16 protein-coding genes and 1 pseudogene are annotated in these 14,406 nt (G+C 47.5%); 7 read left to right on the forward strand and 10 right to left on the reverse strand.

What is annotated here, in order from left to right; translation table 11 throughout:
- The 5 genes from PJF56_RS04225 to psbB form a co-directional block, all read right to left on the reverse strand.
- Positions 1-254, reverse strand: a 254-nt coding sequence (locus PJF56_RS04225) for a hypothetical protein (protein ID WP_283761397.1), incomplete at its 3' end; no start/stop codon positions are given.
- A gap of 25 nt (positions 255-279) precedes the next feature.
- Positions 280-1,764: a hypothetical protein gene (locus PJF56_RS04230; protein WP_283761398.1), complete on the reverse strand. Its 1,485-nt coding sequence runs from the start codon at positions 1,762-1,764 to the stop codon at positions 280-282.
- Between the two features lie 32 nt (positions 1,765-1,796).
- Positions 1,797-2,330, reverse strand: coding sequence for a transcriptional regulator NrdR (gene nrdR / locus PJF56_RS04235; protein ID WP_283761399.1), 534 nt, complete (start codon positions 2,328-2,330; stop codon positions 1,797-1,799).
- Positions 2,331-2,404: 74 nt separating this feature from the next.
- On the reverse strand, positions 2,405-2,500 hold the full coding sequence (locus PJF56_RS04240) for a photosystem II reaction center protein T (protein ID WP_271936322.1): 96 nt from the start codon (positions 2,498-2,500) through the stop codon (positions 2,405-2,407).
- Between the two features lie 148 nt (positions 2,501-2,648).
- Positions 2,649-4,175: a photosystem II chlorophyll-binding protein CP47 gene (gene psbB / locus PJF56_RS04245; protein WP_283761400.1), complete on the reverse strand. Its 1,527-nt coding sequence runs from the start codon at positions 4,173-4,175 to the stop codon at positions 2,649-2,651.
- 315 nt (positions 4,176-4,490) lie between these two features.
- Here psbB and PJF56_RS04250 point away from each other — a divergent pair, with 315 nt between their 5' ends.
- Together PJF56_RS04250 and psbM are read left to right on the forward strand one after the other, a co-directional pair.
- Entirely contained in the window at positions 4,491-4,787 is a 297-nt protein-coding gene (locus PJF56_RS04250) for a 2Fe-2S iron-sulfur cluster-binding protein (protein ID WP_283761401.1), read from the forward strand.
- A gap of 76 nt (positions 4,788-4,863) precedes the next feature.
- A complete protein-coding gene (gene psbM, locus PJF56_RS04255) occupies positions 4,864-4,977 on the forward strand; it encodes a photosystem II reaction center protein PsbM (RefSeq protein ID WP_283753020.1) in 114 nt (37 codons plus the stop codon).
- Positions 4,978-5,060: 83 nt separating this feature from the next.
- On the opposite strand, the gene PJF56_RS04260 is transcribed toward psbM, so the two are convergent.
- On the reverse strand, positions 5,061-5,897 hold the full coding sequence (locus PJF56_RS04260) for a universal stress protein (RefSeq protein WP_283761402.1): 837 nt from the start codon (positions 5,895-5,897) through the stop codon (positions 5,061-5,063).
- A gap of 82 nt (positions 5,898-5,979) precedes the next feature.
- Between PJF56_RS04260 and PJF56_RS04265 the strand changes: the two genes are divergently transcribed.
- Complete coding sequence (locus PJF56_RS04265; protein WP_283761403.1) at positions 5,980-6,459, forward strand: acyl-CoA thioesterase; 480 nt, start codon at positions 5,980-5,982, stop codon at positions 6,457-6,459.
- Between the two features lie 209 nt (positions 6,460-6,668).
- On the opposite strand, the gene PJF56_RS04270 is transcribed toward PJF56_RS04265, so the two are convergent.
- Entirely contained in the window at positions 6,669-7,019 is a 351-nt protein-coding gene (locus tag PJF56_RS04270; RefSeq protein ID WP_283761404.1) for a type II toxin-antitoxin system RelE/ParE family toxin, read from the reverse strand.
- Positions 7,003-7,290, reverse strand: a complete 288-nt coding sequence (locus PJF56_RS04275) for a type II toxin-antitoxin system Phd/YefM family antitoxin (protein WP_283761405.1) — start codon at positions 7,288-7,290, stop codon at positions 7,003-7,005. The genes PJF56_RS04270 and PJF56_RS04275 overlap by 17 nt, the downstream gene beginning before the upstream one ends.
- 297 nt (positions 7,291-7,587) lie before the next feature.
- On the opposite strand from PJF56_RS04275, the gene clpB reads away from it, so the two are divergent.
- Genes clpB through coaE form a run of 4 tightly spaced genes read left to right on the forward strand, consistent with a single transcriptional unit; the run spans position 7,588 to position 12,824 of the window.
- Positions 7,588-10,236: an ATP-dependent chaperone ClpB gene (gene clpB, locus PJF56_RS04280; RefSeq protein WP_283761406.1), complete on the forward strand. Its 2,649-nt coding sequence runs from the start codon at positions 7,588-7,590 to the stop codon at positions 10,234-10,236.
- Positions 10,237-10,247: 11 nt separating this feature from the next.
- Entirely contained in the window at positions 10,248-11,222 is a 975-nt protein-coding gene (hpsE, locus tag PJF56_RS04285; RefSeq protein ID WP_283761407.1) for a hormogonium polysaccharide biosynthesis glycosyltransferase HpsE, read from the forward strand.
- 14 nt (positions 11,223-11,236) lie between these two features.
- Positions 11,237-12,223, forward strand: a complete 987-nt coding sequence (gene hpsE / locus PJF56_RS04290) for a hormogonium polysaccharide biosynthesis glycosyltransferase HpsE (protein ID WP_283761408.1) — start codon at positions 11,237-11,239, stop codon at positions 12,221-12,223.
- Positions 12,224-12,230: 7 nt separating this feature from the next.
- Positions 12,231-12,824 carry a dephospho-CoA kinase gene (coaE, locus tag PJF56_RS04295; RefSeq protein ID WP_283761409.1) on the forward strand — a complete coding sequence of 198 codons (594 nt, stop codon included), beginning with the start codon at positions 12,231-12,233 and terminating at the stop codon, positions 12,822-12,824.
- Positions 12,825-12,857: 33 nt separating this feature from the next.
- On the opposite strand, the pseudogene PJF56_RS04300 reads toward coaE, so the two are convergent.
- Positions 12,858-13,734 (reverse strand): annotated as a pseudogene (locus tag PJF56_RS04300) (RNA-guided endonuclease InsQ/TnpB family protein).
- 97 nt (positions 13,735-13,831) lie between these two features.
- The gene (locus PJF56_RS04305; RefSeq protein WP_283761411.1) at positions 13,832-14,404 is read right to left on the reverse strand and encodes a gamma carbonic anhydrase family protein; all 573 of its coding nucleotides are present in this window, start codon (positions 14,402-14,404) and stop codon (positions 13,832-13,834) included.
- Between the last annotated feature and the right edge of the window lie 2 nt (positions 14,405-14,406).

A 14,406-nucleotide genomic window follows, 5' to 3' on the forward strand; every position in this document is an offset into this window, starting at 1 on the left:
AAACAGAGGGATTTTCCCCCTCCCGTGGGCACGATCGCCAGTAGATCCTGGTTCTGTAGTGTGGTTTCAATAATTTCCTTTTGGCCCGGACGAAATCGATCGTAACCAAAATAATGCTTGAGGGTTTCCTCACTTGGTGGAGACTGGAGCCATAATCTTCGGGAGGAGGCGATCGATCTGATTCTACCGTAATCACGACTGAGGGGGGAGGGCGATCGCCTTTTCTCCCATCCCAGCATCCCGACTGCCTTCACTCCCTCATAGACTATAACTTTTTGCTTAAGCGGGAATAAACTCAGTCACTAGGGTAAGCTGAACTAACCCCAGTTTCCAGGGTTGACCGGATGCAGAAATTTTTACGCCAGTTCCTGAAAAGAGTAAACCTAGGGCTGGTCTTACGGTTTCGATCTCTGTTTGAATCTGTTCTAAAAACTGATCGGTTTGTAGGGTCAACTTGGATTCATTTTCCCTCAAGGACAATTCAATGATGGCATCGTTCATTAAACAAAAATGGCTAGGAGTGTAGGATTGTCCTGTGGCTAAGTCAATTTGTAGATCTTCGTCAATGGATTTGACATTCAGCAGGGCTACTAAGCGCAAGGTTCCTGCATCCCATCCCCATTCCGGTTGTAGCACGCAGGCCGGGACTTGGCCGAGGAATTGCATTAAGTCATAGGATAAGCTGGTGAGTTCCCAAAGCAGATGGGATATCCATTGGCTTAAGGAGACTTGGGGAGCGAGTTCGAGGCTATCTTGAAGCAGGTGCAAGCGAAAGGGGGAAGGAATTGTTTTGGGACTCGATTGTTCTTGCCAGAGGTTGAGATGGGCTAAGACTTGCTGGGTAATGGCGATCGCCGTTAAGGGACTCTCGGTCTCTAGGGGGTCTAACTTTCCCAGTCGATCGAATGCGGGAAACAGAGCCGTAGAGAGCAATGTTTGACGATAAGCAGCAATCAATTGGGGGTCAGTCCAGCGAATCTGAATCAGTCCCTCGCTCTGATGGCGATCTGGCTCTATCACTTCTGCCATCCACTCTAAACCGAGCCTCACTTGCACCGTACCGGAGACCCAATCTTTGCCTGGTTCTAGAATATCGACCAACTCCGGTTCCGTCCAAGGTTGCAGATGGGGGGTCTGGGCGTGCAGATCCTTGTGGCATTGTTGGAGCAGATCGGCACAGGAAATGGGTTCAGCGACTGATGGTGTGAGGATTTGGAACTGAGTTTGTGGATCGGGAGGGAGGGGAGGAGGGGAAAGGGTGGCTAAATCGATCGCCCATTGAATGGAATCAGCTTGCACTTCAAGAATGGGAACCACGCGCAAGAGTCCCTTGGTTTGGCCGGTTTGGGCCAACACCCCCCCACTGAGTTGCATCAGAGCGTAGGAACTGGTGGCAATGCTCCAGAGCAGTTGCACGCTGAGATCTTCAATCAGCCAGTTTGAGTCTTGGGGAGATCTGCGTATCTGGGGGGGATCGATCTCATGGAGATGTTCTAAGATTTCATAAACTTCTTCTGTGACGTAGGGAAGCAAGTTTTCTTCTGTAAAGGGTAAATTTTCTGGCCAACCCCCTTGAGGCGATCGCAGTTGCTCGATCAGGATCATCAACTGCTCCATGGCCATTTGCAGAGCTTCTGGACAAGATGGCCTTTCCATGGGGCCATGGGCTGTCCAGGGCCGAGTTAACCGAATTAACGTTTCACTAACTGTTGCGCTATCAAATGCTTCTATGGGAGTGTAGTCAGATTCGTCCCTTTCGGTCATCTGGGTCATCCTAATTCAAGTTAGACGTAATCTCAGGGAGTAAAAACCCATTGACGATCGGTTTGAGGATTGGGTGAGGCGATCGCGTTTTCTGGCTCGCTGCGATCAGCGATCGGGTGAGATTGTAAATGATTGAGAGTCTCCACGAAATCCCGAATCCCTTGAAATTTTCCATAGACTGATGCAAACCGAATATAGGCTACCTCGCTCAGGGGGCGCAAATGGCGTAACACCTGCTCGCCAATTTCGCGACTGCTGACTTCCCGTTGAGCGCGTTGTTGCAAATCTGTTTCAATCCGGTCAACGAGTCGCTCCAATGTCGCCACATCAATTCCGGTTTTTTCACACGATCGCACCACTCCCCTGAGCAGTTTTGAGCGATCGAACCCTTCCCGTTGTCCATCCCGCTTCAAGACCGTAATCGCAACCAATTCAATCCGTTCATAGGTAGTAAAGCGGCGTTTACACTGTAGGCATTCTCGCCGCCGTCTCACGCTTTGCCCGGCTTCGGCAGAGCGTGATTCCAAAACCCTACTATCGGTATGCTGGCAAAATGGACATCGCATAATGATTAAATCCTTGAGCCTCTTTGCGGGATGGACTGTTCCTAGATTGAGACAAAATCCCTCATGGGAGAGTCTTATTTACCAATTTTCGGGGGATCGCGGAAGGCGATCGCAAAGAAAATTGTGCCCAAAGCTAAGGCTAGAACCAATATATAAACGGTGCTTTCCATAGTTTAACGTCCCCATGGGGTAATGGATGAATTGCCCTTATTTTATCTTACTTTGAAACCAAGAAAAAGTAGGAGTAGATTGACCTACTCCTACTTTTTCCGTTATCGGTTTTGGAGCTGACACCCAATCAAGGGGTTAGCCAGTCTACTAAACCGGTTCTTTTCGGGTAGTGGTGTCACCCAGTTTAGCGAACACACCGAATTCAACTTGCTCTTCAATATCGGAATCAATTCCGGCAAATACATCTCGGTATAGAGTCCGAGAACCATGCCAGATATGACCAAAGAAGAATAACAGAGCAAATACGGCGTGACCGTAGGTAAACCAACCTCTGGTGCTGGTGCGGAATACACCATCAGACCCCAAAGTTTCGCGATCGAACTCAAACGGTTCACCCAATTGGGCTTTCCGAGCGATTTGCTTCACTTTAGCGGGGTCAGTAATGGTTTGGCCATCGAGTTCGCCACCATAAATCGTTGCTGTTACCCCAGTTTGCTCAAAGCTATACCGAGATTCAGCCCGACGGAAGGGAATATCAGCGCGAACTACGCCCTCTTCATCCGTGAGGACAACCGGGAAGGTTTCAAAGAAGTTGGGCATCCGGCGCACGGTTAAGACGCGACCTTCGCTATCTTTGAACACGGGGTGGCCGATCCAGTTTTGGGCAAGACCATCACCATCGTTCATGGGCCCAACCCGGAATAAACCGCCTTTGGCTGGGGAGTTTCCTACATAGTCATAGAAGGCCAATTTTTCGGGAATTTTATTCCAGGCTTCTGATGGACTATCGCCATTGGCTAAGTTCGTTTGAACTCGGCGTTCTATTTCTTGCCGGAAATAGCCCTGATCCCACTGATAGCGGGTGGGGCCATAGAGTTCAATGGGGGTGGCGGCGCTACCATACCACATGGTTCCTGCTACGACGAAGGCAGCAAAGAACACAGCAGCAATACTGCTAGAGAGTACGGTTTCAATGTTACCCATCCGCAGGGCGCGATAGAGGCGCTCTGGGGGACGAACGGTGAGATGGAATAATCCAGCAATGATTCCAACCACACCAGCAGCGATGTGGTGAGCGGCAATTCCCCCCGGATTGAAGGGATCGAATCCGGCTGGCCCCCATTCAGGGGCGACCGCCTGGACACTTCCGGTGATGCCATAGGGATCGGAGACCCAAATCCCTGGCCCAAACAGGCCAGTGACATGGAAGGCTCCGAAGCCAAAACACAGCAGTCCAGACAGGAATAGGTGAATGCCAAACATTTTGGGCAGGTCTAGGGCAGGTTCACCGGTACGAGCGTCGGTGAAGAGTTCCAAATCCCAGTAGACCCAGTGCCAGCAAGCGGCTAGGAATAATAAGCCGGATAGAATGATGTGGGCTGCGGCTACGCCTTCAAAAGACCAGAAGCCAACATTGGATACGGATTCACCCGTAACACTCCATCCTCCCCAGGAATCCGTGACTCCTAGACGGGCCATGAAGGGCATGACAAACATGCCTTGCCGCCACATAGGATTAAGGATAGGATCGCTAGGATCGTAAATAGCTAACTCATACAAGGTCATTGAGCCAGCCCACCCTGCAACCAGGGCAGTGTGCATCAGGTGTACAGCGATTAGACGGCCTGGATCATTCAGGACGACTGTATGTACTCGGTACCAGGGTAGTCCCATTGACTACGCTCCTCCTTTTAGGACTTATAAATCGACGATCAACTCAAGTGGTTTTTCGTTTTTTCGGTAGAACCTTGAAGCTCAACGCTGAGTCTACCGTAATATTAAATCAGCTTCTCAATTCAGAGCCGTCAAGACTTCTCTTCATGAGCGCTGGTTTTTTCATGAGAACGAATATAACGAATTGTAACCAGTGATGGAACCGATTGCAAGCTGAAATCGATTACGCTAGTTTCTTGTTGATTTTGACCATAACTATACCCAAAAGCGCAACATTTCTTTATAATTCTTAATGAGAAGAAACAAGAGGTGATAATGGCTAATATCCAATTTGTCAATGAGAATCAGGAGGCGATCGCCGCCGATGGAGCCAACTTGCGCTTACAAGCTCTGGAGAAAGGGATCGATATCTATAAGCTGATCGGTAAAATGACCAACTGTGGGGGAGTGGGTCAATGTGGGACTTGCATCGTCGAGATTGTCGAGGGAATGGAAAACCTTTCTCCTAAGACTGACTTTGAACAACGAAAGCTCAAGAAAAAGCCTGAAACTTACCGTTTAGCTTGTCAAACCTTGGTCAATGGCCCCATCAGCGTGAAAACCAAGCCGTAAACTATTTCAACGGGGGATAAATTTCGGTTATTCTAGGTAGGGATGTAACCCTTAGATAACAAGAGGCCTATAGCTCATGCAAGTAAATGATTTAGGATTTGTGGCCAGCATCCTATTTGTCCTGGTTCCTGCTGTCTTTTTGTTGATCCTCTATATTCAAACCGCTAGTCGTGAGAATAAAGGCACTTGATTGTGCTGATGTTTCACGGTTAGATCGATCCAAAATGCTGAGATTAGAAGGGTCTCAGCATTTTTTTTGCCTCTCAACAGTCCCTAGTTACTGGCACTTCTGACCAGTAAGACCGGGCAGTTGGCCTGAACGCGCACATAGTCAGAGAGGGAAGATCCCAATAGGCGATCGAGATCGGGCAATCCTTTGGCCATTGAGGGCCGACGGTCTGGAGAACCCAACACTACTAAATCGGCATTTTTTTCTTCGGCAAGCTGGCAAATTTTTTCACCGGCATTCCCCACAGCATGGAGTAGTTCCGTATTGATTCCAAAGGCTTTCGCTTTCTGGGCAGCTTCGACTAAAATCGGGTCTTGATCGGGACTGGGGATTTTTGATTCTGGATTCACATGCAGCAGCGTTAGAGAACCACCGGAGACTTCTTGTAGAAGTTGTAGAGCAACCCGGAGACTCTCCTGAGCGGCTTCTGAACCATCGAGAGCGGCTAACACTCGATTGATGCGTTGGACATACACATCATCTTTGACCAAGAGCATGGGACGGGTGGTGGTCTGGAAAACATATTGACTCACCGATTGTTGCAGGATCGATTGCAGACGACCCAGGGCCCGGGAACCCATGATAATCAGGTCAGAGTTTTCTTCTTCTGCCACATCCAGAACCGTTTGCTTGGGGTCTCCTTGTTTGAGTCGGGGATTAATCCGGTTTTCATCGAGTTTGAGGGAGGCAACTGCTTCAGCTAGGATTTTTCCCCCTTCTTCCAACCGACTCGCCATGGCGCTTTCGCTAGATTTCTTGGGAACAATATGGAGAACGGTTACCTGAGCTTCCCGTTGAATGGAGGGAATCTCCAGGAGCATGTTCATCATTTGTTCGCATAGGCCTCGGCCGGCAACGGCAACTAAAATTTTCTTGAACATAGGGGTAATTCCACCTGTATTGAGGAAATTTTTCTTATGATTTAAGGATAATCTGAAGTTTGAACGTAGAATCTTAAGAAAAGTGTCAGATAAACCGATCCCGACTTCTGGAATTGTACAGGTTTCTCCGGCAACGGCTGATCCTGGCGATCGCCCCTGGTTTGACTATCCCCTTTGTGTCTATCCCCACCACACCGACTATGCTGGCGTGGTTTGGCATGGAACTTATATCCAATGGATGGAGGAGGCGCGGGTGGAGTATTTCCGCTCCATTGGTCTCAATTTTGCTGAATTGGTGGCTATCGGATGTGATTTACCGGTGGTGGATTTGTCGGTGCGCTATCATCAACCGCTTCAGTTAGGCATGAGGGCGATCTTGAAAACTCGTTTGTCGGAAATTACGGGAGTTCGCCAGATTATTCAATGTCAAATTTGTTCGTTAGATGGTCAGGAACGTTATCTAACGGCTCAGGTGACGTTAGTGGCGATCGATCGCCAACAGGGTAAGGTGCTGAGAAAGTTGCCGCCGATGCTTACGGATGCTCTGATGAAGTTGTCTTAGGGTCTGGTGGAGGATTGGGGGATGGGGTGGGTTCAGATGGGCGATCGCCATAATAAACCGTCATATCAAGTCCATTGGATCAGTTATAGTATGTCATTGCGTTTCGGCTGTCGCCGACATGAAAGCGAAGCTTGCGTGAAACGCGAACAGAACTCAGTGGAGTGAAGCAATCTCATAGTCTCGCTAGTCGTGGCACTATCTTGAAAGGATTACTCATTTCCTTCTTCCCGATCATTGAAAAATTCCTCTAAAGATTCAATCTGTTTTTGAGATCCGTGTCTGACTCTATGGATTTGAACCGTTCCCCGATCTTCATTTTCGGTCACACTAAACAAAATACGATACTTTTTTTGATACCAAAGTTGACGTATTTCTATATCTAAATATTCGCTTTCTGGAGCCAGGGGACAACGATTAGGGAAGTTCTCAAGTGTCAGCATGATTTCATAACATCCCCGAACCCAGCGATAAGATTGATTGGGGACATTTTGCTGGAGCCAAAGAAAGATATTTTCTATATCTTGGTTTGCCGTAGGAGATATTTCAACTTGGTAGGTCATGTTTTTGCTGAAACTGTTCCCATGCTTGATCGATCGAAATTCCTTTTCCTTGCTCAAATTCTTCTAAGCTTTTCCGAATTCCAACAACCGTTTCTAATAATTCTAGTCTGTCGAGCAGATTTTGATAGCTTTCAACATCTTGCAGTACAGCCGCAGCTTTACCATCAAGGGTAATCACAATCGGTGTTTTATCGGTTTTTAACTCATCAAGAAGGGCTGGAACGGCTTCTTGAACCTGATTTAGGGAACGGGTACGAGAAAGATTAAACATGACGATCGCTCTAAGTTGGGTATGGTTAACACTGTAGCAAAAGACCAAACATTAGCCTGATGGTGTGGGTTCAGATGGGCGATCGCCACTCTCCTCGATCTTGCATAACCCACCCCTACAGTAAATTATCGTAGGGTGGGCAGGAGAGTATTGTAAAATTTGAAGGATATTGCTGCTTATCCTACCCACCTTACCCACTTAATCAGGTGATGTAGGGGCGAACGGCCGTTCGCCCCTACAGGATTGATCATTATAATAGATAAGCTTAAAGCGCGAAGATCGCCAATTATCCTAACCATGCAACCAACTGACTCATCTAAATTTACCAATAAAGCTTGGGAAGCCATTGTCAACTCTCAGGATATCGCTCGTCGAGGGAAACATCAGCAGTTGGAAGTCGAGCATGTGGCGATCGCCCTTTTGGAGCAAGGAGGACTGGCTAAAACCATCTTAGAAAAGGCGGGAATTGACCCGGCACGGTTATTACAGCAACTCAACCAGTTTGATGCGCGGCAGAAAACGACCTACAATGTGGAGCAACTCTATCTCGGTCGCAGTTTAGATAAACTCCTGGATGAAGCCGAAGTTGCTCGCCAAGCTTGGAACGATGAATACATTGCCGTCGAACATATTTTACTCGCCTTAGCCGAAGATCAACGGATTGGTCGGGAATTGGTGCGTCGCTTTAACCGCACCCGCACCCAACTCGAACAAACGATCAAAGATATTCGCGGCAGTCAGACGGTCTCGGATCAAGCCCCAGAAAGCCGCTACGACGCTTTGGAGAAGTATGGGCGAGATTTGACGGAATTGGCGCGATCGGGCAATCTAGACCCCGTTATCGGGCGGGATGAGGAGATTCGGCGGGTGATACAAGTCCTCTCGCGCCGACGGAAAAATAATCCGGTGCTTATTGGGGAACCGGGGGTGGGAAAAACGGCGATCGCCGAAGCTCTAGCCCAGCGTATCGTCAATAATGAAGTGCCAGAGTCCCTGAAAAATCGGCAACTGATCACCCTGGATATGGGCAGTTTAATTGCTGGAGCCAAATATCGGGGCGAATTTGAAGCCAGACTGCGGGCGGTTTTGCGGGAAGTTACCCACTCCGAAGGGCAAATTGTCCTGTTTATCGACGAGCTGCATACCGTAGTGGGAACTGGTTCCGGACAGTCGAGCGCTATGGATGCCTCCAATTTACTCAAACCCATGTTAGCGCGGGGCGAATTGCGCTGTATTGGGGCCAGCACTTTGGATGAATACCGCAATTATATTGAAAAGGATGCAGCCCTAGAGCGTCGCTTCCAACAGGTGTATGTGGATCAACCGGGGGTTGAAGATACGATTTCTATTTTGCGGGGGTTAAAAGACCGCTATGAAGTTCACCATAGCGTTAAATTCACGGACTCAGCCCTAGTTGCAGCAGCGAAGTTATCCAACCGCTATATTACGGATCGGTTTTTGCCGGATAAGGCGATCGATCTCATTGATGAAGCGGCGGCTAAATTAAGAATGAATATTACCTCGAAACCGGTGGAACTCGAAACCATCGATCGCCGGATCATGCAGCTAGAGATGGAAAAAATCTCCCTAGACGGGGAACAGTTGAAAGAACCCCAGGAAAAAGTCAGGCGCATCGATCAAGAGATTACGGAACTCAAGGAAAAGCAGCAGAAATTCAACGATCAATGGCAAACCGAAAAGCAACTGATCGATGATATTAAGATCCTCAAAGAATTAGAGGAACAGTTGCGGGTGCAAATTGAACAAGCAGAACGAGCCTATGATTTAAATCGGGCTGCCCAGCTTAAATATGGCAAATTAGAGAAAACAGAACGGGAGCGGGAAACCAAAGAAGGGCAACTACAAGCCTTGCAAGAAACCGGATCGACTCTATTGCGCGAACAAGTGACGGAAGCGGATATTGCCGAAATTGTGGCCAAGTGGACGGGGATTCCAGTCAATAGTTTATTAGAGTCAGAACGGCAAAAACTGCTGCACCTAGAAGATTATTTACATGAGCGCGTCGTCGGTCAAAATGAGTCGGTACAGGCGGTTGCTGAAGCCATACGCCGCGCCAGAGCAGGAATGAAAGATCCCGGTCGTCCCATCGGTTCGTTCCTGTTCATGGGGCCGACAGGGGTGGGAAAAACGGAATTAGCGCGATCGCTGGCTGCCAGTTTGTTCGACTCGGAAGAAGCCATGGTCAGAATTGATATGTCCGAGTATATGGAGAAACATGCCGTTTCCCGCTTAGTGGGTGCGCCTCCGGGATATGTGGGATACGAGGAAGGGGGACAGTTGAGCGAACAAGTCCGTCGTCGTCCCTATTCCGTGGTGCTGTTAGATGAGGTAGAAAAGGCGCACCCGGATGTATTTAATATTTTGCTGCAAGTCCTCGATGATGGTCGAATTACGGACTCCCAAGGACGGACGATTGATTTCCGCAATACGGTGATTGTGATGACCAGTAATATTGGATCGGAGCATATTTTGGATGTTTCTGGGGATGATACCCAATATGAGGAGATGCGCAAACGAGTACAAAAGGCTCTGCGCAAACAGTTTCGTCCAGAATTTATCAACCGTGTCGATGATATTATCCTCTTCCATGCCTTGGGTAAAGGGGAATTGGCTAGTATTGTCCATATTCAACTCAAACGCACCCAGCAGTTATTAGCGGAGCAAAAGATTACCCTGGAAATTACCCCGGCGGCGGTTGACCATTTGGTAGAGGCGGGCTACGATCCGGTCTATGGGGCCCGTCCATTGAAGCGGGCAATTCAAAAACAGGTGGAGAATGCGATCGCCACCCAAATCTTAGACAATACGTTTATAGAAGGCGATACCATTAAAATTGACCGCCAAGACGGGGCGCTCACCTTCAGTAAACTCAAGGATGTCATCCTATCCCCAGAACCCGAACCGGTTGCCTCTGTCTCCGAGTAAGGATCAGAAAAATGTCTGTACAATTTACAGTAGCGATTCCCACCTATAACGGCGCAAACCGATTCCCAGAAGTGTTGGATAAATTGCGCCAACAAACCGGCGTTGAGTCCCTGAGTTGGGAAATTATCCTAGTCGATAATAACAGTACAGATAACACCGCCCAAGTGTTCCAAGAATACCAACAAACTTGGGATTTAGACATCCCCTTGCGATATGTCTTCGAGCAACAACAAGGACTTGCCTTTGCTCGACAATGTGCTTTTCAAACAGCTCAAGGAGAATGGGTGGGATTTCTCGATGACGATAACTTACCCTATCCCAATTGGGTGACTTCAGCTTACCAGTTTTCCCAAAAATATCCGGAATCAGGAGCATTTGGGGGGAAAATTCACGGATTATTTGCATCACCTCCTCCAGAGAATATTCAACCCCTCTTGCCCTATTTAGCTTTGGTAGAACGAGGCTCGAAGCCATTTCTGTACTCCCCTCAGAACAACTTGCTGCCCCCTGGTGCAGGGATCGTGATTCGCAAACAAGCTTGGTTAGAAAGTGTCCCGGAAAAACTCACCCTAAGTGGTAGGATTGGGGGAAATTTTCTCAGCTCTGAAGACTTAGAATTATTATCCTACATTCAAGCGAAAGGATGGGAAATTTGGTACAATCCAGAAATGGAACTCGATCATAAAATTCCCCCATGGCGCTTAGAGCGAGATTATCTGATTCCCATGATTCGGGGAATTGGTCTGAGTCGTTATGTGACTCGCACATTGAAAGCTAAATCTTGGCAAAAACCCTTGATTTATCCCCTTTATATGCTTAATGATCTAAGAAAGCTGTTAATCTTGCTTTTACAGTATCGAAATCAAGTGAAGTCTGATGTGGTGGCTGCCTGCAAGTTAGAAATCTTAATCAGTAGTCTGAGAAGTCCATTTTATTTATGGTCACAGGGATATTTTAACACAAAATTAAAGAGTTCTGAGCTTTGAGGGATGAGGCGTTTATGGGCTTAGACTTCACAGTTGCAATTATCACTTACAATGGAGCAACAAGGATTGCTGAAGTTTTAGACGCTCTATTGGCTCAAGAAGTTGAGGCTATTTCTTGGGAAGTATTAGTAGTCGATAATAATAGTGATGATAACACTCGTGAAGTCGTTTTGGAATATGCAGAAAACTGGAGAAAAGATAGTCAACTTCGTTATGCATTTGAAGGTCGGCAAGGGGCAGCTTATGCTCGTTATTGTGCTGTAGCAGAAGCAAAAAGCAAGAGTTTAATTGGCTTTCTGGATGATGATAATTTGCCGGGAAAAAGTTGGGTTTTTGCATGTGTTGACTTTGGTGTCAAAAATCTTCATGTTGGTGCTTATGGTGGAATTATTCACGCTAAACTAGATATTGATCCACCGAACTATTTTAAGCAGATGAAAGCTTACTTAACGGTGTGCGATCGCGGCCATAAACCATTCCAGTATAAACGCAATGATAAAATTCGTAGAATCCCCCCTGCACCCGGTGTGGTTATTCGTAAAGAAGCTTGGCAGGATGCGATGCCTTCTCCAGAAAAATTGTTAATTGCAGGCAGAGATCCCAAAACCATGGCGGCAGGTGAAGACGCAGAAATGATGTTTTATCTTCAAAATAGTTCCTGGGAGGTGTGGCATAATCCCAACATGGAAATTTGGCATCATATTTATTCCCATCGTCTAGAAGAGGATTATCTTCTGAAGTTAGCTAGAGGATATGGTTTATCCAATCATTTAACTCGTTTAGCTCGATATTATCCCTGGCAACGGCCTTTCATAAATTTGATGATTCCCTTGTATGTGATTCGTGATAGCCTAAAATCTGTCTTGTTTTATTATCAAAATCGAGTAGATATTAATGAGGATTTAGCTAAGAAATGTGCGCTTGAATCTAAAATTGGTCAAGCCTGGAGTCCATTGCTAGGAGTGTATAAAGTAGTGTCTCGATGGAATGGCAAGGGATAAGCGAACCATGAGCCGAAAACAAGCACAAATTGGGATTACTGGGGGAATTGCGACGGGGAAAAGTACGGTAACGGGATATCTGGAAGAGCGGTATGGTTTGCCGGTGTTTGATGCGGATAGTTATGCGCGGGAAGCGGTAAAACCGGAATCGCCCCTTTTTGAGCGCATTGTGCAACGATATGGGGAGTCTATTCAGTTACCGGAAGGGGGGTTAAATCGCCAGGAGTTGGGGGAGATTGTGTTTAAGAACCCGGTGGAGCGACAATGGTTGGAGGAACAAATTCATCCCTATGTGCGCGATCGCCTACAAACCATCCTTAACCAATCCTCTCCCCAAGATACCCTAGTCTTCTCTATTCCCCTGCTCTTTGAAGCTCAGATGAGCGATCTGGTGGCAGAGATCTGGGTTGTGTACTGTTCTGAAGAGCAGCAAATTGAACGACTGATGGGCCGCAATCATTTAACCTTTGAACAAGCGCAGATCAGAATTAACTCTCAAATGCCCTTAGCTGAGAAATGTCGGTTAGGCGATCGCCTGTTAAACAATACTTCGACTCCATCCCAGTTATTTGTGCAAATCGATCGCATCCTCAAGTCCTGATAGCTATCAGGACTCTTTGACATCCTCCCACCGCTAATTGCTGTCGCAATATAGCGGGGGATTCCCAGCCTCGCGGCTAAGGTTTCCTGCTTCTTCCACACGGCTTACATTAAGACTGTCTCCAATCTTAAAGCAGTGGTCGTCGTGTCCACAGGCTTGCGTTCCCGTGTGTCCCACGGTACTCCAGTCCTAACTCCAAAATGTTTAGTGCCGCGTTATGGTCGCGATCTAATTTGCACCCACACCGGCAAGCATGAGTTCTCTGACTAAGAGTTTTCTTGACGACTGAACCACAAGAACTGCATTTCTGCGAAGTATAGTGGGGCGGAACTGCCACTGTGACCACGCCAAACACTCTGCCAAAATACTCGATCCATTGCCGAAACTGATACCAAGCAGCATCAGAAATGGATTTAGCTAGACAATGATGTTTTACCAAATTGGACACTCTTAAATCCTCATACGCCACCACGTCTGCCGACATGACCACGCACCGAGCCAGTTTCACAGCCCAGTCTTTACGTTGGCGTTGGACTTTTAGGTGTCTGCGACCCAGACGATTCCTTGCCTTGGTCTTGTATTCTACGGATAAACGGGTTTGATATCGCTTGTACTTGGGATACCCTTTTTTACCAGACTTCCCAGACTTACAATTATCGTAGAATCGAGCGATCGCCGCCCAAGTTCGTTCCGCCATTGCCTGACGAGCCTGAGAGTTGAGCTTTTTTGCCCAAGGGAACGATTCAGCCAGAGTCTTACAGTAGCGATAAAGGTTATTTCGAGACTTGGCTTGCTTTTCTTCCCAAAGACGCAAGCACTTGTTACGGACGAACAGAGCCGCTCTTAGGACTTCGTCCAAGATGGCAAACTGTTCTTTAGTTCCGTATAACTTAGTCTCGAATACAAGCATTTATCGCCTTCACATCATGCTAAAATTATAACACATTGATTTTAGATAAGGTTGCCCTGTCGGGCTTTTATTGGTTTGGCGACAATTCATCACGTCGCTAACCTTCGGTATAGCGAGAGCCTTCTTGTCGCATCAAGGTAAAGCCTATATCTGTACCCTGATTCCCATGAACAAGAGCTAACTGATAATACTTCTGAGCATGTTCGATTAAATGATCCGCTTGTTCTTGGGTGACTTCCCGCGATCGCTTGGCAGGCATTCCCACCACCAGGGAAAAGGGAGCCACATCCTTAGTAACCACAGCTCCTGCACCAACAATCGACCCTTCACCCACAGTTACCCCATCGAGAACAATCGCTCCAATGCCAATTAACGAGCCTCGCCCAATCTTAGCACTATGGATTACCGCCCGATGACCCACGGTGACATACTCTTCTAGAATCGTCGGTTGACCAGGATCGCCATGTAAAATGGCCCCATCTTGAATATTGGTATAGGCTCCAATCTCTATGCGCTCCACATCCCCCCGCACTACTGCCCCATACCAAACACTACACCCTAAGCCCAATTGAAGATTACCGACTAGGGTGGCATTGGCAGCAATAAACGCCGCAGAAGAGGTATCTGGGGGTTCCCAGTAGGTGGGCAAAGTGGGGTCAGAGGAATTCATGC

Source organism: Roseofilum halophilum BLCC-M91 (genome assembly GCF_030068445.1).
GTDB classification, from domain to species: domain Bacteria; phylum Cyanobacteriota; class Cyanobacteriia; order Cyanobacteriales; family Desertifilaceae; genus Roseofilum; species Roseofilum halophilum.